We start from the raw sequence: 22,696 nt of genomic DNA on the forward strand, positions 1-22,696 counted from the left end.
GGACACCGCAAGAGGAGATCCGATGGGACGACCACCGAAGCCGATCCTGTCTGTCGACGTCATCGCCGGGGCCGCGCTCGACCTCGTCCGCACCACGGGCGGATTCACGATGCCCGGCGTCGCGCGCAAGCTCCGGGTGCAGCCGTCATCGCTCTACAACCATGTGTCCGGTCGCGCCGCGATCGTCGAACTCCTTCGGGAACGCGCCATGTCGGAGGTGCACCTGCCCGACGACGATCCCGGCCGGCCGTGGCGAGACGTCGTCGCCGACATCGCGCGGTCCTATCGGTCCAGCTTCGCGCGGTATCCGACCCTGATCCCCCTGCTGACCGAGTTCGCCGTCAACAGCCCGCAGGCCTTCACGATGTACAACGCGCTGGCGATCACGCTGCACCGAGCCGGATTCAGCCCTGCTGACACCCTGCGCTCGATCACCTTGGTGGACAACTACGTTCTGGGCGCCGCGCTTGATGTCGCCGCGCCCGATGAACCCTGGCGATCCGGGACCGAGGTCGGTCCCGAGTTGGCCGCCGCCCTGGCCACGGGAGCGCCGAAACCGGCCAGGGCAGACGACGCGTTCGAATACGGCTTGGCAGTGTTGCTGCGCGGTTTGGCGCCGTAGCGGTCAGAACTGGACGCCTCGGGTCAGCGCCCCGTCGACGACGAGGTTGGTGCCGGTGATGAAGCTGGCCGCCGCACTCGACAGGAACACCACGGCGTTGGCCACCTCCTGCGGCGTCGCCATCCGGCCCGTCGGGTTCAGCGCGAGTGCCTGGGCGAACAACTCGGGGTTGTTCTCCTCGATCGACGGCCACACGCCGCCGGGGAAGTAGGTGTTGCCGGGGCTGACGCTGTTGGCGCGCACACCCTTTCCGGCGAGCTGGTAGGCGAGCCCCTGGGTGTAGTGGATGATCGCGGCCTTCATCGTGCCGTACGGGCCTGCGGCGAAATCGACCTCGCGACCGGAGACGCTCGAGATCGACACGATCGACCCGGCACCGCTCGCCAACAGATGCGGCAGCGCCGCGTCGACGAGGCTGACCGTGCCCATCAGGTCGACCTCGAACGTGGTGCGCCAGTTCTCCGGAGTCTCCGGAATCGCCAGCGCGCTCACGTTGGCCACCACACCGTCGAGCCCGCCCAACGCCTGCGCGGTGGCTTCGACCCACGCGCCGACAGCGGCCGCGTCGCCGACGTCGACCGCGGTGCCGACGGCCGTCGCACCGCCTGACGTCAGCTCGGCCTGCGCCTCGCCCACGAGCTCCGGGGTGCGGGCGCAGAACGCGACCGATGCCCCCTCGGCGAGCAACCCTTCGACGACGGCACGGCCGATACCGCGGGTGCCTCCGGTGACGGCGAAGCGTTTACCAGTGAGTCCAAGATCCATGGGGCCATCCTCGTCCGAGAACGGCCGTCATGCACGCGCAACAATCGGCGCGCGGCCGGCGCGCAGCATCGCCTCCCGCGGAACGACCTTGACGCGCTCGCGGTCCTGCACCTCGCCGAGCGAGATCTCGTGCGCGTCGAGCCGTTCCCAGTCGTCCCACGTTGTGTAGTCGACACCGGCGGCCGACAGATGATCGAGGATGCCGTCCGGATCGGTGACCTCCGGGGTCCGCAGACCCGGCAGATCGGCGATCAGGCTCGACACTGTCTCGGCGGCATCGGATTTCGTGTGTCCGATCAGGCCGATCGGCCCGCGTTTGATCCATCCGGTGACATAGGTGCCGGACATCTCCACGCCGTCGCATTCCAGCACCCGGCCCGCGGCGTTGGGGACGACACCCTCGAAGTGGTCGAACGGTAGGTCGGCCAGATGCGACGACAGATACCCGACGGCGCGGTACACCGCCTCGACCGGCCAATCGGTGAAATCGCCTGTACCACGGACATTCCCGTCACCGGTCAACTCGGTACGTTCGGTCCGGAACCCCTCGACCCGGTCCGTGCCCAGGATCGCGACGGGCGCCTGACACAGGTGGATGTGGATGCGGTGCGGTGCGCCCGTGGGCTCACGCTCCATGTACTTGAGCATCGTGTCGACGACGAGGCGGGTCGACTTGCTCTTCGTGACGGCGGCCTGACTCGCCTCGTCGAGCTCGAATCCCTCCGGGTGCACGATGACATCGATGCTGGGGGAGTGCGACAACTCGCGGAACTCCATCGGCGTGAACTTGATCTGCGCCGGACCGCGCCGGGCGAAGACGTGAATGTCGCTGGCCTGGTTGGCTTTCAGGCCCTGATACACGTTGTCGGGGATCTCGGTGACCAATTGTTCGTCGGCCGGTTTGGCGAGTACGCGCGCGACGTCGAGCGCGACGTTGCCCGCCCCGATCACGGCGACGCTCTTCGCGGTCAGCGGCCAGTCGCGCGGGACGTCGGGATGCCCGTCGTACCAGGACACGAAATCGGCGGCGCCGAAACTTCCGGGCAGGTCGACGCCCGGGATGTCGAGCGCCCGGTCGGCGCGGGCACCGGTCGAGAAGATCACCGCGTCGTAATGGCGCCGCAGATCCCCGAGCGCGATGGCGGTGCCGTAGTGGACATTGCCGATGAACCGGATCGGGTCCTTGGACAAGACCCGGCGCAGGGCCTTGATGATCTCCTTGATGCGGGGATGATCGGGGGCGACGCCGTAGCGCACCAGTCCGTACGGCGTGGGCAGACGGTCGAAGACATCGACGGTGGCGCCCTCGTGCTCGTCGCTGAGAATGTCGGCGGCATAGATGCCAGCCGGACCTGCACCGACGACGGCGACTCGGATCTTTCGCATACACCTTCCCTATCTTCTTAGGTAAGGCAAGCCTAAGTAGGTTGTGTCGAGGCGCAAGGCCTCCCTCACGAGATCCGGGTCACATCTGACGCTGGTCAATAGCTGATCGACCCCAAAGTCCTTGCCGCTGAGCGCATCTCAGCGTGCACCCCGCCGTACGCAGGCGCGGGCGGCAGCAGCCGCTTGTCGATCTTGGTCACCGCGCTGTAGTTGGTATCGACGACGTTGGCGATCGGTGACAGCGAAATCTGCGTGAGCAGCTGATAGGCGTCGAGACGGTCGAGCCCGTACAACTCGCCCAGCCAGCCGATCATCTCGACCTGGCCGGCCCGCCACGCCTCCTCCATGGGCCGTCCCGAACCAATGCACATCAGGTGGGTGTCCGTCTCCAGCCGCGGCCACGCCGAGTTGCCACCTTTGATCAGCTCGACGATCGCCGTCACGTGCATCGCGCCTTCGACCGCGCAACCACACGACTCACCCTCGCCCTGGCGGTAATGGCCGTCGCCCAGGGAGAACAGGGCGCCCGGAACGTTCACCCGCAGATAACACGTTGCGCCCGCTGCCATCTCGGGGGTGTCCATGTTGCCGCCGAAGATGTCGGGCACCAGCGCGGTGCGAACCTCGCGGCGGTCCGGTGCCACGCCCACTGTGCCGAGCATCGGGTTGGCCGGCAGGGCGACACTGAAGTCGCTGCCCTGCGCCGCGAACGCCACTGTCTTTGCGGCCGAATCGTATTCGTAGATCCAGGTGCGTTCGGGCAGGGGTTCCTGCAGCGTCGGGCTCACCGGCACGCTCGTCAGCCCACCGAAAAACGGGATCAGCGTCGACGCGCCCCAGCTGCGCGCCGGCGTCAGGTCGACCAGGTGGATGGCCAACGTGTCACCGGGTTCGGCGCCCTCGACATAGAACGGGCCCGTCTGCGGGTTGAGGTCCCAGGTGTTCAGCGCCGCCGACGCGACGTCGTCGGTCGTCGTGATCCGGCCGCCGTAGGCGTCCTCGGCCCACAGGGTCAGGACCGTCTGGGGTTTGATCCGCATCACCGGCTCCGCGCCGCCGAACGTGTACCGGTACTGGTCAGGCGTCGGGATGAAGGTGACGTGATCCATCCCGCCATCCTCGTCCCGTCGCCGCCCGCCCGCAGCCCGGAATGATATTTCGCGCAGAGGTCGTTCCACGGACATGGCGAAGATGACGAGCGAAGAGCGTGAACAGTATCTGGCCGACCTCCACGTCGGCGTGGTCGCAGTCGAGCGACCCGGTAGGGCGCCGCTGGTGGTGCCGATCTGGTACGGCTACCAGCCCGGCGGTGACGTGCTGCTGTGGACCGAATCGGGATCCATCAAGCACACGCTGATCCGCGACGCGGGGCGGTTCAGCATCACCGCGCAGGACGAGCAGCCGCCGTACAAGTACGTCACCGCCGAAGGCGACGTCACGTCGATCGAGAAGGCCGAGGACGCCGAGGTCCGCGCGATCGCCGTGCGCTACCTCGGCGAGCAAGAGGGCGGCGCATTCGCCGATCAGAACCTGACGCCGTCCTCGGTCGTCATCCGGATGCGTCCGAAGCGCTGGTTGAGCACGGATTATTCGAAGTAGCGCCAAATCGCCCCTAAATCTGCGACCGTGTCAATAGACAGTTTCCAGCAAAGGGGACAATCATGCGCGAACGGATTCTGCCGCTCATGGCAGCCGGCCTGTTGCTCGTCGCGTGTGGAAGCGGGCAGCAGGAGCAGCAGTCGTCGGAGTCTTCAGCGGCCGCAGCAGCCGACGAGACCTCCGAGGCCGCACCCGACAAGGGCAAGAACGACGCACCCGAACAGGCGCCCGAGGACCCGGCGCCGGGCGGGGGGTCGATGATCGCGACCTATCAGGACGCCACGAGCCCGGAGGCGCTGCGCGGCAAGGAGATTCTGGAGGGCGACCATGCGCTCGAGGACATGGCCGCCGACATCAACGAGACGCTGAACCTGCCCTACGACATCCCGCTGCTCGGCGCACAATGCGACCAGCCCAACGCCTTCTGGAGCCCCAGCGAGAAGACCATCACCATCTGCTACGAGGACACCTCCAACAGCGAACGGATCTTCACCGAGCTGAAGGAACCCGACCCCGTCGCGTCCGCGATCAACGCGGAATGGGCGACGTTCTATCACGAGGTCGGCCACATGACGGTCACGATCTACAACCTGCCGATCACCGGACGCGAGGAGGACGTCGCCGATCAGCTGGCGGCCTACGTGCTGCTGCAACCCGGTGACGACGGAGCACCCGACATGGAATCGGTGCAGGCGGTCAAGGACTTCGCGAAGGTGTTCGACATTTCCGGCGAGGAGGACGGCCCGCTCGGCGACAGCGATTTCGCCGACGAACACACCCTCAACGAGGCACGCAACTACAACCTGCTGTGCTGGATCTACGGATCCAACCCGGACGCCAACGCCGACATCGTGACCGGAGGAGAGCTTCCCGAAAGCCGCGCCGACGGATGCCAGGCGGAATGGCAGCAGCTCGACAACGCGTGGGCGACCCTGCTCGACCCCTATTTCAAGTAGCTATCCGGCGGGAGTGGGCGCGGGGGCCAGAGCGGGCGGCAAGGGTGCGCCCGGCGGCAGCGGCGGCGGCAACGGTGGTGGCGGCGGCGTCGCCAGCAGGCGCACGATGTCGGGCTTCATCGCCTGCAGCTGCGCACCCCAGTACCCCCAGCTGTGCGTGCCGTTGGGCGGGAAGTTGAAGACCGCGTTGCGCCCGCCCGCAGCGAGGTACTTGTCGCGAAACTCCTTGTTGGTGGCGATCGTGATCGACTCCAGCGAGCCGGCGCTGACGTTGATGCCGAGATCCGTTCCGGTGTCGAGGTCGGATGCGATGCCGTTGCCGCAGTAGATCCACAATGCGGTGCGGTTGGCGACGAGCCGATTGATGTTCAGCATCGGGTCGGCCCGCTTCCAGGCCGGCGAACCGGACGGACCCCACATGTCGAAGGAGTCGAAGCCGCCCGCATCTTGCATCGCGATGTCGATCAGCGGCGGCCACAGCTTCTGCGACGGCGCCAGATACCCCGACAGCGACGCGGCGAACTTGTACTGGCGTGGATAGTAGGCGGCCATCGTCAACGCGGCACCGCCTGACATCGACAGTCCCACAACGGCATTGCCGAACGGATCCTGACCCCGATTGGTGGCCAGCCACGTCGGCATCTCGTTGGTCAGGAACGTCTCCCACTTGTAGGTCAGCGTGCCGTTGCGGTTCTTCGCGGGGCGGTACCAGTCGGCGTAGAAGCTGGACTGCCCGCCGACCGGCATGATCACCGATACGCCTGACTCGTGGAACCACTCGAAAGCGGCGGTGTTGATGTCCCAGCCGTTGAAGTCGTCCTGCGCGCGCAGACCGTCAAGGAGCAGCACCGAATGCGGGCCGCCGCCTTGGAACTCGACGCGGATGGTGCGCCCCATCGAGGGCGACGGAATGTCGAGCTGCTCGACGGGCAGACCGGGCCGGGAGAACGCGTGGGACTGAGGAACGGGAGTCACGGCGAGCATTCCGGCGGCGACGAGCACCGCGGTGGCGATACCGGCGCCTGCACGGGCGATCCGCTGGGCGAAGGATTTCACGCGCGCGAAGTTACAAGCGTTCCCGCGCAGTCGTGAGGGGCGCGCGGGGCAGTGATCGGGTTGTTATCTGATTGATTTGGGCGTGCCTAGTTGCGGTGAGCGCGACTGAGCACGCCGAAATCGCGGAGCATGAGCGGGGATTGGGCCATGAATCGCGGTGCGCTGCCTCGGTGTTCGTCGGCGGCGTGCACGGTGAACGGGTGCACGATGTACATGTCGCCGGGGCTGCCGATGGCGTGGCGGACAGGCCGGCCCGCGCTGACCCTGTCGACCAGCGCGCCGGCCGCGAACGCATCCAGCTGTAGATCTTCGAGTGCGGTGGCGACGTCGCGATGCGAACCGGCGCGGATCCGCGTCGGTGCGTCGTCGACCGTCACCTCCGAGAGCAACGTCAACAGCAGCAGCGTCTGAGGACGCCCGCTCACCACCCACGAGCCGTCGGGCAGCGCGGTGTTCAGATCGATGTGCCAGCCGCGGTCGTCGGCGGCGGGAGCGACCGGGAACCGCACCGGGATGTTGCCCAGCGACCCGCGCGGAACCCACCCGCCCGCACCGCAGATCTGGTCCAGCGCGTCGGCCAGCACCGGACTTCGGGCGATCTCGCCGAACGGGCCCTCACCGGTCAGGTCGGCCGTCCACACCACCGGTTCGCGCCAGCCCGCCCGCTCGTGCGGCGACAATCCGATGCGCTGCCACAGCAGTTCGCGCGCGGCGTCGGCGACGGCACGGGGCGCCGCTTGCTCCACTTTGATGAAACCGTCGGCGGCGAAACTCTCGACATCGACCATGGCCCCGAGAGTGGCACAGCAGCGAGTTTGTGCGCCAATGCTTTTCGGCGCGGCCCTGCGCGATATCCCGCAGAAGCGGCGATTGTGCGTCATCGTTGAGGTATGGCGAAACAGAAAGTACCCAGACCTCCGGACGTCAAAGCTATCCGGGCCGCGGCGCAGGAGGCGGCCGAGGCGGCTCAGGCCGTCGCATCAGGAGCCCTGCGGATCCCGCCCGCGTCGCTCAAACTCGCGTCGGAAGTGCCCGACCTCATCGAGAACCTGGCCACCGCGACCGAGCGGCTGAACGTGGCCGTCGACCGGATGGAGCGCTACCTGGCGCTCGCCGGCCCGATGCTGCGCACGATGGACGCGCTGCTGCCGCAACTGGAAGCGCTGGTGTCTGCGGGCAACGAGGTCTACCGGACGGTGTCCTCGGTTCCCGGGGTGTCGACGCTCGGACGATTCACCAACCGCGGGGGTGGGGAAGCGGCCGAGCCGAAGCCGCCGAAAACCCGCACCCCCAAGCCGAAGTCCTAGCGCTGCGTCGCGACGGCGAAGCCCACGCACGCCACGGTCGCCGCGCACACCATCACGATGCCCAGTGGTGCAGCCGAGTGCTCGCCGCCGAGGCTCACCAGCGGTGACACCGCGGCCGCCAGCAGGAACTGGGTGGCGCCGAGAACAGCCGACGCGGCGCCCGCGGCGCGCGGTGCCGACGACAACGCCAGCGCGGTGGTGTTTCCGAAGACCAGACCCATGCCAGCCACCGCGACGAAGAGCGGCAGGGCCAGCCAGCCCGCCGCGGCACCGGATACAGCAAGCAACAGCACGGCGACGCTGGCGGCGAGGATGGCGGCCAGCCCGACAGCGGCCACGGCGCGCGGCTCGCGTTGCCTGGTCAGGCGGGCGCTGAGCGCGCTCATCAACAACAGCCCGAACGCGTTGACGCCGAACATGGCTCCGTACTCGGCCGACGACAGCCCCATCATCGTCTGGTAGATGAACGGCGACGCCGAGATGTAGGCCATCATTACCGCGAAGGCGAAGCCGAACGCGAGCAGGTTGCCGACGTACGTGCGGCGGGTCAGGTCACGCAAAGGTGAACCGGCCGTGGCCTTTTCGTCACGCAGCCGGGCGCGGCGCTCTTCGGTGTGCGTCTCCCGGATCACGACCAGTGCAGCGACGAGCATGGCGACGACGAGAGCGAGGATGACGGCCAGCGAGCCACGCCACCCGAGCGGCCCGACGAGGAAGCCGCCCGCCAGCGGCGCGGCGATCGGGGCGACGCCGCCGACGATCATCATCAGGCTGAACGCGCGGGCTGCGGCGCGGCCGGTCGCCAGGTCGGAGATGATGGCCCGTCCGATCACCATGCCCGCAGCGCCGGTGAGGCCCTGCGCGAGGCGCGCGGCGATCAGGACCTCGATGGTCGGGGCGATCACGGCCACCAGGCTCGCGGCCACGCAGACCGCTGCGCCGACGACCAAGGGTTTGACGCGGCCGAAGCGGTCCGACAGCGGTCCGAAGATCAGCTGTCCGGCCGCGAGCCCGATCAGGAACGCGGTGAGGGTGAGCTGGACGTTCGTCGGTGACGTGTGGAGGTCATCGACCATCGCCGGGAACGCGGGCAGGTACAGGTCTGTCGCGAACGGCGCCACCGCGGACAGCAGCGCGAGCGTGACGAGGAGCCCAGTCGTGATCCTGGGCGCGGTGTCGGGCCGCGGAGAGGCGTCGACGGTCATGAGGGAACTCCCGAATTGGTTATCAAATGATAGTTATCAAACTATAACTATCAGGTAGGCTCGTCACATGCAAGCGCGCGCGGAGCAACTCGCGGACCTGGCCGACCTCGTCTCTGCGGTAGCCCGTGCGCTCAAAGCGCACGTGTCGACGGATGCGACCGTCTTCGACCTCTCGGTCACCGAGGTCACCGTGCTCCGTTACATCGACCATCACCCCGACGTCAGCCCCAGCGCCGTCGCTGCCGCAACCGGTCTGCAGCGGAGCAACCTCAGCCGCGCGCTCCGCGACCTCGAAGCCAAAGGGCTGGTGCGTCGCGCCACCGACCCGACCGACAGCCGTCAGATGGTGCTGCATTCGACCGACCTGGCCTTCGAGAATTTGGCGCGGGTGCGGGCGATCTGGGCGCGCCTGTTCGACGAAGCACTGGAAGCGTCGGGCGACAAGGTCGACATCGCCGCGGCGCTACCGCTGCTGCGGGCGCTGGAGCGTGGGCTCTACGCGTGATTGGGGCGTAGTTGGACAACGTGAGATTGACCAACTACGCCGAAATCCCTAGTCCAGGTCGACCGACATCGGGCGCACGCCCCAGATCTCGTCGCAGTACTCGCGGATCGCCCGGTCGCTGGAGAACTTGCCGCTGCGCGCGGTGTTGCGAATCGACATCCGCGACCACTGATCGCGATCGAGCCACGCATTGCTGACCTCGGCCTGACAGTTCATGTAGGACCGGAAGTCGGCCAGCGCCAGGAACGGGTCGTGGTGGATCAGGTTGTCCACGACGGGCCGCAGCACCTCGGTGTCGCCGTGGGTGAACTCCCCGCCGGCGATCAGCTCCAGCACACCGGCCAGCTCAGGATCGGATTCCACATAGTCCAACGGGCGGTAACCCTCGGACTTGACCTTCTCGACCTGATTCTCGGTGAGGCCGAACAGGAAGAAGTTCTCCGCCCCCGCCTCCTGCCGGATCTCGACGTTCGCACCGTCGAGCGTCCCGATCGTCAGCGCGCCGTTGATCATGAACTTCATGTTGCCGGTGCCCGAGGCCTCCTTGCCCGCCGTCGAGATCTGCTCGCTGAGGTTGGCGGCCGGGTACACCAGGTGCGCGCTTTTGACGTTGAAGTTGGGCAGGAAGACGACCTTCATGCAGCGGTTCACGTCCGGGTCGGCGTTGACGACCTCGCCGACCGCGGTGATGAGCTTGATGATCCGCTTGGCCATGAAATAGCCGGGTGCGGCCTTGCCTCCGAAGATGAACACCCGCTGCGGGATCGACATGCCGGGGTTCGCCTTGAGCTGCCGGTACAGCGCGATGATGTGCAGCGCCATCAGGTGCTGACGCTTGTACTCGTGAATGCGTTTGACCTGGACGTCGAACATCCACGTCGGGTCCAGCTCGATGCCGGTCTGCGAATGGACCAGATCGGCCAGCCGGGACTTGTTGGCGCGCTTGACATCTCTCCACCGCTGCCGGAACGCCGGATCGTCGACGAAGGACTCCAGCCCCTTCAGCCGGCCCAGGTCGGTCATCCAGCCCTGCCCGATCGTCTCGTCGAGCAACTCCCGCAACCCCGGATTCGACAGCGCCAGGAACCGGCGCGGCGTCACACCGTTGGTCACGTTGCCGAAGCGCTCCGGCCACATCTCGTAGAAGTCCTTGAGCACGCTGGCCTTCAGCAGTTCGGAGTGCAGCGCGGCGACACCGTTGACGGCGTGGCTGCCGACGGTGGCCAGGTGCGCCATGCGCACCGACTTGCCGCCCTCCTCGCCTATCAGCGACATCCGAGCCACCCGCTCCTCGTCGCCGGGGAACTTCGCGCGCACCTCGTCGAGGAAGCGCTCGTTGATCTCGTAGATGAGCTCGAGGTGGCGCGGCAGCGCCTCACCGAAGATGCGCAGCGGCCATGTCTCCAGCGCCTCGGGCAGCAGCGTGTGGTTGGTGTAACCGAACGTGCGCACCGTCAGGTCCCACGCGTCGTCCCACGACAGCTGGTGCTCGTCGATCAGCAGCCGCATCAGCTCGGCCACCGCGATCGACGGGTGGGTGTCGTTGAGCTGGATCGCCCACTTGTCAGGCAGCTTCTCCAACGCCAGCCCGGCGCGCTGCAGATGGATGTCGAGGATGTCCTGCAGCGAGCACGTCACGAAGAAGTACTGCTGCAGCAGGCGCAGCCGCTTACCGGCTTCGGGCTCGTCGTTGGGGTAGAGCACCTTCGACACCGTCTCGGAGACGACCTCCTGGTCGACGGCCTTGTAGAAGTCGCCGCTGTTGAACGCGTCGAGGGCGAACGACTCCACCGCCCGCGCGCTCCACAGCGTCAACGTGTTGCAGGTGTTGACGCCGTAGCCCTGCACCGGGGTGTCATACGAGACGCCCTGCAGCACCCGCAGCGGAATCCAGCGGACCCGCAGCTTGCCCGTCACATCCTCGTACTGCTCGGTGTGGCCACCCCAGTTCACGACGTAGCTGGCGTCCGGCTTGTCGATCTCCCACGGGTTGCCACGCACCAGCCAGTTGTCGGTCTTCTCGACCTGCCAGCCGTCGGCGATCTCCTGACGGAAGATGCCGAACTCGTAGCGGATGCCGTAGCCGATCGACGGCCGCTCCAGCGTGGCCAGCGAATCCAGGTAGCACGCCGCCAGCCTGCCCAGGCCGCCGTTGCCCAGGCCGGGTTCGCCCTCACAGGCGAGGATCTCGTCGAGGTCCTGGCCGAGATCGGCCAGTGCCGTGCGCGCCGCGTCCTCGATGCCGAGGTTGAGCAGGTTGTTGCCCAGCTGCGGACCCATCAGGAACTCCGCCGACAGGTAGCAGGTCACCTTCGCCGACAGGTCGAGCCAGTCCTGGGTCGTCGCCATCCAGCGCTTCTGCATACGGTCGCGCACGGCCAGCGACAGCGCACGGTAGTAATGCTCGGGAGTGAGTACCGCCGCAGGCCGCGCGATCGAATACATCAGGTGATCCTTGACGGCGGCCCGCAGCGCGTCGGCGGTCATTCCCGAGCGGGTCTGTCCCGTCGGCCCCACCTGCGCCCCGTTGACCTCGAGGGATTCGCCTGAGGCGGGGTTCACGACATCGGTCACGGCGTCTCCTGGGGTCGGCGGTGCAATAGCGGACGCGTCATTGTTCCGCCCAAGCATTTCCTAAACGGGTCGGGGATGTGAACTGGAAGCTTTGTCAGGGTTCATCCCCCGAAAGATTGCCCAGGGATTGCCGAACGGAATATTGACGATGTTGACTGTGCGAATGGCGATCGGTGGGGACCGCGGTGCTGCGCTGCGCGCGCATGCCAGCGCCTTCATGCGCGTCTCCGACGCGGTGCCACCGTGGCGCCGCCTGGTCGGCTGGACCGTCACCGTCGGCGTCGCGTGCTTCCTCGTACGGACGCTGGTCTACTTCGACAGCTGGTCGTATGCGATGGTCTGGCCCGCCGTCGCGCCGCAACTCGTCGCGCTGCTGACCTCGCCGCGCAGGCAATGGCCGGTCTACCTGGCGTCATTCGCCGCCATCCAGATCGTTCCCGCCCGCGTCGCGCTCGACATGTCACCCGAAGTCGGCGTGCTGTCCACGATGACCGCGGTCGTGTTCGCGGCCGCCATGCTGCACGGCGATCAGGACTGGGTCACCGGCCGCAGCGACTCGCTGCGCAGCTGGCGGCGGTTCCTCGTCTACGGCGTCAACCTGGCACCGCTGCTCGCCACCCCCATCGGCGTCGCCGGCCTGATCTGGAACGGCGAGGTCACCACGTCCTCGCAGTCGCTCGTCTACGCCGTGATGGCCTGGTTCCTCACCGAAGCGGTCGGCATCGCCTTCCTCGTTCCGCTGATGCTGCGATGGAAGCACTACCGGCGCCGCCACACCTGGCGCGAGGTGTGGTGGTTCGCGGCCATGACAGCCTTGACCGTCGCGTTGTGCGCAGCGTCGGCGACCAAGCCCAGCTTCGTGCTCATCTTCCTCACCGGCCTGCCCGCGCTACTGGTGCTGATCCGTTCCGGGATAGCGGCGGCGTTCGCCGAGATGGCGGTCGGATCTGGTCTCGTGCTGGGCAGCACGTTCGCCGGCTATGGGCCGTTCGCGGCGTCACTGGACAGCCCCGGTCAGGCGATGATCTCGGCGCAGGTGTTCGTCCTCGGTGCGTTCACGATGGTCGTCCTGGTGGCCGCCGCGCTGGAAGACCGGATGCGGCTGGCCGAACTCGACAACGCCAGCTATCAGGCCTACCAGCTGGTCGCCGAACTCACCGGAGACGTCGTCATCCTCGTCGACGCCGACGGCAACCTGTTGCGCCGCGCATCACCCGGCCACGAGATCCTCGACCTCCCCGACGGCCGCGTCACCAAAGAGGAATGGCTCAAGCAGGTTCATCCCGAGGACCGTCCCAGCCGCGTCGACTTCCCCGAATCGGCCCGGCCCGGGCCGTCCGACCCGTTCCGGATCCGCAAGCGGGACGGCACGTGGGGCTGGTACGTCGTGCACAGCAGGCGCACCTCCGACGGATTGACCGCGGCGGTGCTGCGGGACGTGACGCTGGAACGCGAAGTGCAGGACTCGCTGACCGACATGGCCAACACCGATCCGCTGACCGGGCTGGCCAACCGCCGCGGGCTGGCGCTGCGCGCGGCCGAAATCTGGTCGCGGGCCCGCGCCGACGGCGAGCAGGTCACCGCGGTGTTCATCGACCTGGACCGGTTCAAGTCGTTCAACGATCTCTACGGTCACCAGGCCGGCGACCAGTGCCTGCGCCAGATCGCCAACGTGCTGCAGAACCTCGCCGACCCGTCCCTGTGCGTGCCCGCCCGCTACGGCGGAGAGGAGTTCGCCGTCGTGCTGTCCGGATGCGACGCGCCGCACGAGTTCGCCAACGGTCTCGCCGCGGCGATCCGCGCCCTGGCGATTCCGCACCTGGGTTCGGACTCCGGATCGGTGACGATCAGCGCGGGCGTCGCGACGCTGCGTCCCTGGCACAGCGCCGGATCCGATCCCGATTCGGCCGTCGCCGAACTCCTCGACCGCGCCGACAAGGCCCTCTACGTCGCGAAATCGAACGGCCGCAACGCCATCTCCATCTACGGCGAGGAGGACGCGCTGTCAATCGGCGAGCAGGTTCACCACACCGGAGAACACCCGAGGGAGACGGCAGGCAGCGGGCACGATGACTGAGCGCACCGGCGACGTCGCCGCGTGCAGAAGGCCGCCCGTCAACACCCGGTACCGCTGCGTCGCCTTGCGCCACTGCCGTTCGTAGTCACCCGGCCGGTCCGCCACGATGCAGTCGACGAGCAACTTCGACGCCGTGAAGGCCAGCCCCAATCCTTCGCCGGTGAGCGCGTCGACGTAGCCGGCGGCGTCGCCGACCAGCAGCACCCGGCCCGCCACACGACTGCGCACCCGCTGGCGCAGCGGCCCCGCCGCTCGGTCCGGCTCGTGGGGGAGGCCGTCGATGCGTTCGCGCAGTTCGGGAAACGCGTCGATGTGGTGCTCGAAGCGCCCCTGCTTCGAGGTGAGGATCGCGATGCCGACACAGTCGTCGGCCACCGGCGTGATGTAGGCCTCGGTGTGGTCGGACCAGTACACCTCGACGAAATCGCTCCACGGCGCGATCGCGACGTGTCGTTTGAGACCCCAGCGTTTCGTTTTGCCCGGCGACAGCTCCGAGCCCAGCGCGGCCCGGATCGGGGAGTGCAGCCCATCGGCGGCGGCGAGGTAGCGGGCGCGAATACCGTTGACGGTCACCGAATCCGCGTCCTGGGTCAGCGGACCGACCCTGTCGTGCACGATCTTGACGCCGACCCTGTCGGCCTCCGTCAGCAGGGCGGCATGCAGCGTCTTGCGCCTCACCCCGAAGCCGTTCCCGTTGGCGAAATGCGCGGTCACGCTGCGTCGTTCGTCGAGATACGAGATCCCGCGGAACGTCCGCCCCTCGGGGCGGGCGCCGAGCAGGTTGAGTTGACGCACCGCGTGCGGCATCAGGCCCTCGCCGCACGCCTTGTCGATGGGGCCGGTGCGCTTCTCGATGACGACTGTTTCCAGGCCCGCCCTGGCCGCGTGGATGGCGGTGGCCAGACCCGCGGGCCCGCCCCCGGCCACCACCAGGTCGATCATGCTGGGGTTTTGGTGAGGGACTGAAGTGCCTTGTTCTCCACCGAGATTCGCAACCACAGCAGCAGTGCGTTGAGGATAGTGAACACCAACGCCGTCACCCAGGCGGAGTACACCAGCGGCAGCGCGACGCCTTCGACGACGACCGCGACGTAGTTCGGGTGCGACATGAACTTGTAGGGCCCTCCGGTGACGCGCCCGCCGTTGGGCACGACCACAACCCGGGTGTTCCACTGGTGGCCGAGCGTGGTGATGCACCACCAGCGCAGGCCCTGGGCGGCGATCGCGACGACGAACATCGGCCATCCCAGCAGCGGGATGAACTCGCGGTGGGACGCCTCGACCAGACAGCCCACCAGCAGCCCGGTGTGCAGGAGCACCATGACCGGGTAGTGGGACAGGCCGAACTCGACACCGCCGCGGGCCTTGCTCCACTTCAGATTGCGCTGGGAGACAACCAGTTCCGCGAGCCGCTCGATCGCGACGGCACCGATGAGAATCGTGTAGGCAAGCATGTCACTGCCAGCGCAGCAGGACGAGCTCGGAACAGAAGCCCGGGCCCATCGCCATCAACAGGCCGGGCTGGCCTGCGGCCGGCCGCTTGGCGATGGTGTCGCGGAAGATGTGCAGCACCGACGAGGACGACATGTTGCCCACCTCGGCCAGTGAACGCCACGACAGCTCAAGTGCGTCGTCGCCGAGGTCGAGCGCCGCCGAGATCGCCTCCAGCACCTTGGGTCCGCCCGGATGGGAGATCCACGTGGCGATGTCGCCGACGGCCAGGTCGTGCTCGCCGAGGAAGCCGGACATGTCGCCGGGCAGGTACTGCATGATCAGCTCGGGCAGCTTGGGGGACAGGACGAGCTGGAAACCGTTGCGGTTCACCGTCCATCCCATGATGTCGAGCGAGTCGGGGTACATGCGGCTGCGGGTGTCGACGATCGCCGGGCCCGCCGCGTTGATCGCCTCGGCCCGGTTCTCGCCGGCCGCGATGACGGCGGCCGCGCCGTCACCGAACAGCGCGCTGCCCACCAGGCTGCCGATCGTCGGCTCCAGCGCGGGACGCGTCAACGAGCACAGCTCGACCGACACCAGCGCGGCGACGTGGTCGGGCGCGCCCTTGAGGTAGTCGTGCACGCGAGCCATGCCCGCCGCGCCGGCCACGCAGCCGAGCCCGAACAACGGCACGCGGCGCACGTCGGACCGCAGACCCAGGCGGGCGGCGATTCGGGCGTCCAGCGACGGCACGGCGATGCCGGTGACCGTCGTCGACATGATCATGTCGAGATCCGTTGGTGCCAGGCCGGCTTCGTCGAGCGCGGCGGTCAGTGCCTCGCAGGCCAGATCGACGGCGTGCTCGACGTAAAGGTCGTTCGCCTGGCCGAAATCGAGCAGGTCGGTGTACTGCTCCAGCGGCAGGACGAAGTGCCGGGCATCGACTTTCGCGTTCTTGTGCAGACCGCGCAGCAATTCCTCGACGCCCTGGAAGGCAGGAACCGAGAGAAATGTCTCGGTGACTTGCTCCTGGCTGTAGCGGTGCGGTGGCAGGGCCCCCTGCACCGCCGCGATGACACTGATCGGGTTCTCACTCATGTGCTGACCTGTTCCGTCTGTTTCGTATCGTCGGGTTTGGGCGCCGGTTCTTCGCTGAAGCCGAGGCGCTCGTGGACACGTTTGAGGAAGGGCGGGGCCCACCAGTTCACGCCGCCCATCAGATGCATGAAGGCGGGAACGAGGACCATCCGCACAAGGGTGGCGTCGACGAGGACCGCCAGCGTGAGGCCGAGACCGAACATGCGCATGAACGACACGTTCGCCGCGATCAACGCCGCGAACGAGATCGACATGATCAACGCGGCGGCCGTGATGATGCGGCCGGTGTGGGCGATACCCAACGCGACCGCGGTGTCGTTGTCGTGGCCCTCGAGCAGGAACTCGCGGATACGCGCGACGAGGAACACCTCGTAATCCATCGACAGACCGAACGCGATGCAGAACAACAGCACCGGCATGTTCGCCACCAGCGTGCCCGTCGACGTGGTGCCCAAGCCGGCGAGGTGCCCGTCCTGGAAGATCCACACGAGCGCGCCGAACGCTGCCGTCAGCGAAAGCATGTTCAGCACAAGTGCTTTCAGCGGAACCACGATGCTGCCGGTGAGCAGGAACAGCAGCGCGAACATGATGACCGCGATCACGGCGAGCACCAGCGGAAGCTTGGAAATGATCGCGTCGACGCTGTCGCGGTTGACCTGGGCGGTGCCGGTGAACTGGACGTCGCGGCCACCGGGTTTCTCGACGGCGTGCAGCCGGTCCAGCTGGGTTTCCGAGGCGTCGGAGAACAGCGGGGCGGTGCTCGTGACGGTCAGGAACGTGCTGCCGTCCTTCTCGCCGGCCGGAGCCGACGGCGGGCCGGCCTTGGCGCCGTCGACGAACGTGCCCGTCGGCGCGGAGACAGCAGGCACGTCGGGGACGCGGGACAGCTCCATCGCATAGGTGGTCAGGTCGGCGGGGTTCAGTCCGGCGCTGTCGGGGATGACGATCGTGACATTGGTGTCGGTGTTGTCGGCGAAGTCCGACCGCAACTGGTCGCCGACCTGATGCGCCGACGCGGACTGCGGCAGCACCCGGTCATCGGGGAAGCCCCACTTGACGCCCAGGAACGGCGCGCCGAGAACGAGGAGCAGCACGACGACGGCCACGCCCAGCGGCAGCGCCCGGCGCATCACGGACGTCGCGCAGCGGTACCAGAACCGCCGTTCGACGGGTACCGGCTGCGGGTCGGGCCTGCGCAGGATGCGGCGCACCAGCTTGCGGACGTCATACGAGTCCAGCCGATCGCCGAGCAGCACCAGCGCCGCGGGGGTCACGATGACGGCGGCGGCCGCTGCAAACGCGACGGTGGCCACCCCGGCGTAGGCGAACGATTTGAGGAAGTGCATCGGGAACAGCACCATCGCGGCCATCGACAACGCCACCGTCGTCGCCGAGAAGATCACCGTGCGCCCGGCCGTCGTCATCGTCCGTTTGATGGCTTCGGGACGGTCCTTGCCCGCGGCGAGTTCGTCGCGGTAGCGCGACAGGATCAGCAACGTGTAGTCGATGGCCAGCGCCAGGCCCATCGCGGTGGCGAGATTCAGCGCGAAGATCGACACATCGGTGGTGAAGGTGACCAGCCGCAGCACCGCCAGCGCCCCGAGGATCGCCATTCCGCCGATCGCGACGGGCAGCGCCGCAGCGAGCAGCCCGCCGAACACCCACACCAGGACCAGGAAGCTCAGCGGGATCGCCAGCGACTCCATGACCAGCAGATCGCGCTGGGACTGCTCGGTGATCTGCACGTTGACCATGGCCGTGCCACCGGTCTTGACGACGATGCCGTCTGGGTCCTCGGCGGCACGGCTGACCTGATCGGAGATCTCCTTGGCGTATGTCTGCTGCTGCGCCTCGGTGCCCTTGATGCCCGCGACGATCAGGCCGGCCGTGCGGTCCCGGCTGACCAAGTCGGCAGAGGCTGCCGGCGGTGTGGTCCAGGGGGAGGACACGCCCGCGACGTGCTGATTGGCGGTGAGCTCATCGACGATGTCGGTGCCGACGTCGCGCACGTTCGGTGCGTCGATGCCGTCGGAGGATGAGACGACGATGAGCATCTGGACGTCGCCCTGACCGAACTTGTCGGTGAGAAGTTCGGCGGCGTGGGCGGATTCGGAACCCGGATCCGAGAATCCGCTGGGCGACAGACTCTTGGCGACGGGGACACCGAACACGCCGAGGGCGACCGTCAGGAGCGCCGCGGCAAACAAGATGCGACGCGGTGCGGCAAGAGCCGAAAGGGCGATTCTGTGAAGCAGCTGAGTCTCCAGTCCAAGAGGAAAGCGCCTTAATTTACGACACGTAATACCTCCCGCGGGGGTTCACCTTTTCGACATATTCGGACCGGGGTCCGCCCGCTGTCAACGAATTTCGACGTGTTGGTAATCCAGCGGTGTCCGCCAGTGTCCGCCCCATTCCCAGCCCCTGGCTGTGAATGCGCCGACTACGTCATCCCCGTCGTGCAGCATTCCAGGTTCGGTGCGGGTGCGATCTACCCACGGCCCGGCATTCGCGGGCTCGTATCTCCCGTTTCTCGGGATGTAGGGGTTGAGCTTGGGATTGATGTCGATGGCGCGGCCGTACGCGTGCAGTGACCAGCTGTCCGAGCCGGGGATACCGCGGCAGTTGAACGCGGAGGTGTTGTTGTCGCGCATCGACAGTTCGTCGTCGGCGCCCGGATAGTTGTCGACCGTGACCATCTTCTCGATCGGGTACCGGAGCTCGTAGAGCTGGGCGAAGACGTCGATGACCCTGTCCGTCAGGTCCTGGTTGATCACGAGCCGGCCGCGGTGGGTCTGGCCGTCGAATCCCCAGTAGTCCAGATCCACCCGCGTCAGTTCCTCGGGGGCCGCGGGGCACCCCGGACGCCACGTCGTGCCGAGGTCTTCGGCGCTGACGGGCGCGACCGCGGGGGGCTGTCCGGGTGTCGTCGTCGGGGCGACGGTGCGGAACGTCTCCGGCGGGAGTGCTGTCGTCGTCGCGGGGGCGGGCGGGGGTGCCGGGCTCGGGGCCGGGGCCGGGCTCGACGCCGGCGCGCACTGCACCAGCGTCACCGTCACGACCGCCAGCGCGGCCAGGCCCGCAACCTTCACCGAGCCCAACCTACCCGGCCCGAAATCGGTGTTAGTTGCGCTAATCACTTCTGTTAGTAGGGCTTTCGAAATTGACGAATAGATCACAACCCGTTCGTCATTGGTGTGATTTGCGCCATGGTCGCGTTATATTGTGTCCGTCATCACAGAGAGGACGTGACATGGTCGGATTCGGAGAAGGTGCGATAGTCCCGCAGGCTGTCGACACGCCCCGTGCGACGCACGCCCACGGCCAGGTCAACTGGGTGCTCGCGTTCCTCATGCTGACGATCCTGATCGCCGCCATCGCGGGGGTCACCGTCGCTCTCTTCAGCGGAATGCCGACGCTCGCGTTGGTGATCGCGCTGGTCACCGGCGCAATCTTCGCCGGCGTCGCCTGCTGACGGCAGGCAGCCACAGCTATCAGGGGCGCAGTAAGAAGTCGACCAGCTCCTCTCGCCGCGCGAGCGAAATCCGCGGTGACTTTGCGTTCGACAGATGAAGTGCACCGATGCCGATCGCGAAGAGCCACTGCGCGCGCTGCGCGGCAACCGCCTCGCTCAGTCCGACGTCGAGGAAAGCCTGCCGCACAGCTGCACGGGCTCGACGGTCGGCGGCGTTGACGCTGCGGGCTGCTGCTCGATCTGATCGTGCCCATTCGCGCATCGCCCGTTCGAGCATCCACTGACGGGGGCTGATCAAGAAGGCCGTCATCTCGATCAACCGATCGCGGGGCGCCAGCTGTTGCAGTTCACCGAATCGGCGATGGTCATCGTCGCGCCACTGCGCCCATGCCGACACGAGTGCGGCCTTGTAAGCGCCCATATCGGTGAAGTGCCAGTAGAAGCTACCCTTCGTCATCCCGAGGCGCGCCGACAGTGTGTCGATCTTCAGCGACGTGAAGCCGTTCTCTGCCAGGATCGCGAACCCAGCCTGCAGCCACTCGTCGGGGGTGCTGCGCCCCGCGCCGCGGCGCTCGGGTCTTGCCACCGCGCCAGCTTACGGCTCCACCTCGCTTGGTCCTGGTGCGGCGTTCAAGGGGCTTCGCGCCGGCGCCGGTGCGCTCATATCTTGGCTATCGGTGAGATGACGCCGCCCACCTGCGGCGCGCCGTCGAGTTCCCCGCCCACACGGTGCCAGCGGCCAAAACCGGATCGCAATCGAAGATCTCGTCCTGCGCCGATTCGTCGAACAGCGCAAGCCTCCGATTGCGCAGGGCGTAGAAGCCCAGGGGCCAGGCGCTGGACGTGCAACCATGGCCCAGACGTCGGACCGGTTCCAGCACTGCGGGGAATGAGGTCTGTTGCCCGCCTAGCGCGAGGGGCAAGAGCAGCTCGAAAAGCCCGCTGCGACGGGCCTCGGCCACCGTCTCGTCAGGAAGACATCTCAGCTGCTCGGTCATGTTGGGCCGCTTAGCAATCGAGATAACGCGGCGCGGGGCTGACTACGGGCGCCCTCGATGTTACCGCCGCGCTGACGTCGGTCCGCGTGGTCGGCTATCCGGCGGGAGCCAGCATGTCCTTCCATTCCTCACCCGTCGGGGCAGGCGAATTCACCCTGAACACGGTGCCGTCACTGGCCACCACCTGGCCGCGGGACACGTCGTAGATCGCCGACGGAATGTCGGCGGGTGTGTACGTGCACTGCACCGGTTGCTGCCGGTTGCACTGCGTCGTGCCGGTGCGCGGCGGGGTCAGCGGGTCACTCACCGGGGGCTGCGAGGGTGACAGGGTGTCAGCCGGTGCCGGATTGCGGCCGTTGTTGACACTGGGGGCGGGGACGACCAGCCCCGGCGCGACCGGCTGGTCGCACCGGGCTCCGGGTGCCGGACACGCGAGGATCTGGTTCGGATCGCCGTACCAGGGGTTGGTCCCCGCCGGCACATACGGTTCCTCACCGCGGCACTCTTCGGGGTTGGCGGCCCGTTTGCCGGGCACGTCTGCACAGGGGTAGTTGCGGGCACCGCGCACCACGTTGGCCTGAAAGTCCTTCGGAATCCTGCAGTACGCGCGCGCAGGCGGTTCGATCGTCGTGGTCTCCGCGGGCGAGCGCCACTCGGAGGCGGGCAGAAAACCCGTCAGGCACGGCGGCGGTTCGTTGATGGCCAGCCGGAAGTCGAGGGCCGCCGAGTCGGTGAACGGGGCGACGACCGTCTGGGCGATCGACGCACCCTGAGGGAGGAACACGAGGCCCTGCTCCACGCCGGCGTTGTAGCGCTTCAGCATGTCGAAGACGACTGCGGTGTTGGCGAGCACCTGGGGGAGTGCCTCCTGCACGCCACCGAACACGGCACCCAGCTGATCCGCGGTCGGCGCCGCGGTCTGCAGGATCGCGCGCACCGCCTGATCCTCCTGCGCGCTCTGGCGGGCGAGGTCGCGCACGTTGCGGGCCCACCGGTTGATTGCCGCGCCGGTTGAAACCTGGCTCTCGAGCAGGGGCCCGGAGTCGTCGATGAGCGCATCGAGGGAGTCTGCGTTGGCCGCGAAGTCGCCGCCGAGTGCCTGCGCCGAGTCGACCAGCCGTTGCAGCGACGGACCGAGACCTCCCACCGCCGTAGATGTTTCCTGCAGAAGAGCGGCCAGCTTGTCCTGAGGAAGGGCGTCGACGGCTTCGTTGGCTGCATCGATGAGCGGGCCGATGGGTTGTGGCACGGTGCTTCTGACGATCGTCTGGCCGTCGGCGAGGAATTCGTTGCTCGGTCCGTCGTCGACGAGATCGAGGAACTGTTCTCCGACCGCCGAGACAGAGTGCACGTTCGCGACCACGTCGACTGGCACCCGGTACTCGTCGTCGACCGAGAGCGTGGCCCGCACGCGGCCACCGATGGGTTCCACCGACGTGACCCTGCCGATCGTGGTGCCGCGATAGGTGACGTTGGCGGTCGGGTACAGCCCACCCGAGGACTCCAGCTCGACGTTCAGCGTGTACCTTCCGACACCGACCAGAGCGGGCACCCGTAGGTAGTAGATCGCCAGGATCCCCACCGAAATGACCGTCAGGATTGCGAACACGACGAGCTGGATGCGGCGGCCTCTGCTGAGCAT

Annotated in this window: 22 protein-coding genes; 7 read left to right on the forward strand and 15 right to left on the reverse strand. The window is 67.4% G+C overall.

Annotation, left to right across the window (positions count from 1 at the left end; translation table 11 throughout):
• Positions 1 to 22 precede the first annotated feature (22 nt).
• Positions 23 to 622, forward strand: a complete 600-nt coding sequence (locus P9A17_RS04310) for a TetR/AcrR family transcriptional regulator C-terminal domain-containing protein (protein ID WP_278037367.1) — start codon at positions 23 to 25, stop codon at positions 620 to 622.
• 3 nt (positions 623 to 625) lie between these two features.
• Here P9A17_RS04310 and P9A17_RS04315 read toward each other — a convergent pair whose 3' ends face one another.
• The 3 genes from P9A17_RS04315 to P9A17_RS04325 all read right to left on the reverse strand — a co-directional run bounded on the left by P9A17_RS04315 (position 626) and on the right by P9A17_RS04325 (position 3,882).
• On the reverse strand, positions 626 to 1,387 hold the full coding sequence (locus tag P9A17_RS04315) for an SDR family oxidoreductase (RefSeq protein WP_278037368.1): 762 nt from the start codon (positions 1,385 to 1,387) through the stop codon (positions 626 to 628).
• Between the two features lie 27 nt (positions 1,388 to 1,414).
• On the reverse strand, positions 1,415 to 2,773 hold the full coding sequence (locus tag P9A17_RS04320; protein WP_278037369.1) for an FAD-dependent oxidoreductase: 1,359 nt from the start codon (positions 2,771 to 2,773) through the stop codon (positions 1,415 to 1,417).
• Positions 2,774 to 2,868: 95 nt separating this feature from the next.
• On the reverse strand, positions 2,869 to 3,882 hold the full coding sequence (locus P9A17_RS04325) for an acetamidase/formamidase family protein (RefSeq protein WP_278037370.1): 1,014 nt from the start codon (positions 3,880 to 3,882) through the stop codon (positions 2,869 to 2,871).
• Between the two features lie 73 nt (positions 3,883 to 3,955).
• Between P9A17_RS04325 and P9A17_RS04330 the strand changes: the two genes are divergently transcribed.
• On the forward strand, positions 3,956 to 4,372 hold the full coding sequence (locus tag P9A17_RS04330) for a pyridoxamine 5'-phosphate oxidase family protein (RefSeq protein WP_278037371.1): 417 nt from the start codon (positions 3,956 to 3,958) through the stop codon (positions 4,370 to 4,372).
• 62 nt (positions 4,373 to 4,434) lie between these two features.
• Complete coding sequence (locus tag P9A17_RS04335; RefSeq protein WP_278037372.1) at positions 4,435 to 5,328, forward strand: DUF4344 domain-containing metallopeptidase; 894 nt, start codon at positions 4,435 to 4,437, stop codon at positions 5,326 to 5,328.
• On the opposite strand, the gene P9A17_RS04340 is transcribed toward P9A17_RS04335, so the two are convergent.
• Entirely contained in the window at positions 5,329 to 6,312 is a 984-nt protein-coding gene (locus P9A17_RS04340; RefSeq protein WP_278038599.1) for an alpha/beta hydrolase family protein, read from the reverse strand.
• 158 nt (positions 6,313 to 6,470) lie between these two features.
• Entirely contained in the window at positions 6,471 to 7,172 is a 702-nt protein-coding gene (locus P9A17_RS04345; protein ID WP_278037373.1) for a phytanoyl-CoA dioxygenase family protein, read from the reverse strand.
• A 102-nt stretch (positions 7,173 to 7,274) separates the two neighbouring features.
• On the opposite strand from P9A17_RS04345, the gene P9A17_RS04350 reads away from it, so the two are divergent.
• Positions 7,275 to 7,691 (forward strand): hypothetical protein, encoded by a 417-nt coding sequence (locus P9A17_RS04350; RefSeq protein ID WP_278037374.1) that lies wholly within the window; start codon positions 7,275 to 7,277, stop codon positions 7,689 to 7,691.
• Here P9A17_RS04350 and P9A17_RS04355 read toward each other — a convergent pair.
• Positions 7,688 to 8,896: a multidrug effflux MFS transporter gene (locus P9A17_RS04355; RefSeq protein WP_278037375.1), complete on the reverse strand. Its 1,209-nt coding sequence runs from the start codon at positions 8,894 to 8,896 to the stop codon at positions 7,688 to 7,690. The two genes, P9A17_RS04350 and P9A17_RS04355, sit on opposite strands and share 4 nt — an antisense overlap.
• 67 nt (positions 8,897 to 8,963) lie before the next feature.
• Here P9A17_RS04355 and P9A17_RS04360 point away from each other — a divergent pair, with 67 nt between their 5' ends.
• Entirely contained in the window at positions 8,964 to 9,401 is a 438-nt protein-coding gene (locus P9A17_RS04360; protein WP_278037376.1) for a MarR family winged helix-turn-helix transcriptional regulator, read from the forward strand.
• Positions 9,402 to 9,449: 48 nt separating this feature from the next.
• Here the strand turns inward: P9A17_RS04360 and P9A17_RS04365 are convergent, their stop codons facing one another.
• Positions 9,450 to 11,888, reverse strand: a complete 2,439-nt coding sequence (locus P9A17_RS04365) for a glycogen/starch/alpha-glucan phosphorylase (RefSeq protein WP_278038600.1) — start codon at positions 11,886 to 11,888, stop codon at positions 9,450 to 9,452.
• Positions 11,889 to 12,138: 250 nt separating this feature from the next.
• On the opposite strand from P9A17_RS04365, the gene P9A17_RS04370 reads away from it, so the two are divergent.
• Entirely contained in the window at positions 12,139 to 14,052 is a 1,914-nt protein-coding gene (locus tag P9A17_RS04370) for a diguanylate cyclase (RefSeq protein ID WP_278037377.1), read from the forward strand.
• On the opposite strand, the gene P9A17_RS04375 is transcribed toward P9A17_RS04370, so the two are convergent.
• The 5 genes from P9A17_RS04375 to P9A17_RS04395 form a co-directional block, all read right to left on the reverse strand.
• The gene (locus tag P9A17_RS04375; protein ID WP_278037378.1) at positions 13,981 to 14,994 is read right to left on the reverse strand and encodes an NAD(P)/FAD-dependent oxidoreductase; all 1,014 of its coding nucleotides are present in this window, start codon (positions 14,992 to 14,994) and stop codon (positions 13,981 to 13,983) included. The two genes, P9A17_RS04370 and P9A17_RS04375, sit on opposite strands and share 72 nt — an antisense overlap.
• On the reverse strand, positions 14,991 to 15,506 hold the full coding sequence (locus P9A17_RS04380; protein WP_278037379.1) for an isoprenylcysteine carboxyl methyltransferase family protein: 516 nt from the start codon (positions 15,504 to 15,506) through the stop codon (positions 14,991 to 14,993). Before P9A17_RS04380 ends, P9A17_RS04375 begins: the two co-directional genes overlap by 4 nt.
• 1 nt (position 15,507) lies before the next feature.
• Positions 15,508 to 16,569 (reverse strand): type III polyketide synthase, encoded by a 1,062-nt coding sequence (locus P9A17_RS04385; protein ID WP_278038601.1) that lies wholly within the window; start codon positions 16,567 to 16,569, stop codon positions 15,508 to 15,510.
• 11 nt (positions 16,570 to 16,580) lie between these two features.
• Positions 16,581 to 18,839, reverse strand: coding sequence for an MMPL family transporter (locus tag P9A17_RS04390; RefSeq protein ID WP_278038602.1), 2,259 nt, complete (start codon positions 18,837 to 18,839; stop codon positions 16,581 to 16,583).
• Positions 18,840 to 18,941: 102 nt separating this feature from the next.
• Complete coding sequence (locus P9A17_RS04395) at positions 18,942 to 19,673, reverse strand: M15 family metallopeptidase (RefSeq protein ID WP_278037380.1); 732 nt, start codon at positions 19,671 to 19,673, stop codon at positions 18,942 to 18,944.
• 161 nt (positions 19,674 to 19,834) lie between these two features.
• Here P9A17_RS04395 and P9A17_RS04400 point away from each other — a divergent pair, with 161 nt between their 5' ends.
• Positions 19,835 to 20,056, forward strand: a complete 222-nt coding sequence (locus P9A17_RS04400; RefSeq protein ID WP_278037381.1) for a hypothetical protein — start codon at positions 19,835 to 19,837, stop codon at positions 20,054 to 20,056.
• Between the two features lie 19 nt (positions 20,057 to 20,075).
• Here the strand turns inward: P9A17_RS04400 and P9A17_RS04405 are convergent, their stop codons facing one another.
• The 3 genes from P9A17_RS04405 to P9A17_RS04415 form a co-directional block, all read right to left on the reverse strand.
• Complete coding sequence (locus tag P9A17_RS04405) at positions 20,076 to 20,642, reverse strand: TetR/AcrR family transcriptional regulator (RefSeq protein ID WP_278037382.1); 567 nt, start codon at positions 20,640 to 20,642, stop codon at positions 20,076 to 20,078.
• Between the two features lie 85 nt (positions 20,643 to 20,727).
• Complete coding sequence (locus P9A17_RS04410; RefSeq protein WP_278037383.1) at positions 20,728 to 21,054, reverse strand: hypothetical protein; 327 nt, start codon at positions 21,052 to 21,054, stop codon at positions 20,728 to 20,730.
• A 94-nt stretch (positions 21,055 to 21,148) separates the two neighbouring features.
• The gene (locus P9A17_RS04415) at positions 21,149 to 22,696 is read right to left on the reverse strand and encodes an MCE family protein (RefSeq protein ID WP_278037384.1); all 1,548 of its coding nucleotides are present in this window, start codon (positions 22,694 to 22,696) and stop codon (positions 21,149 to 21,151) included.

Source organism: Mycobacterium sp. 236(2023) (assembly GCF_029623955.1).
Classification (GTDB): Bacteria; Actinomycetota; Actinomycetes; order Mycobacteriales; family Mycobacteriaceae; genus Mycobacterium.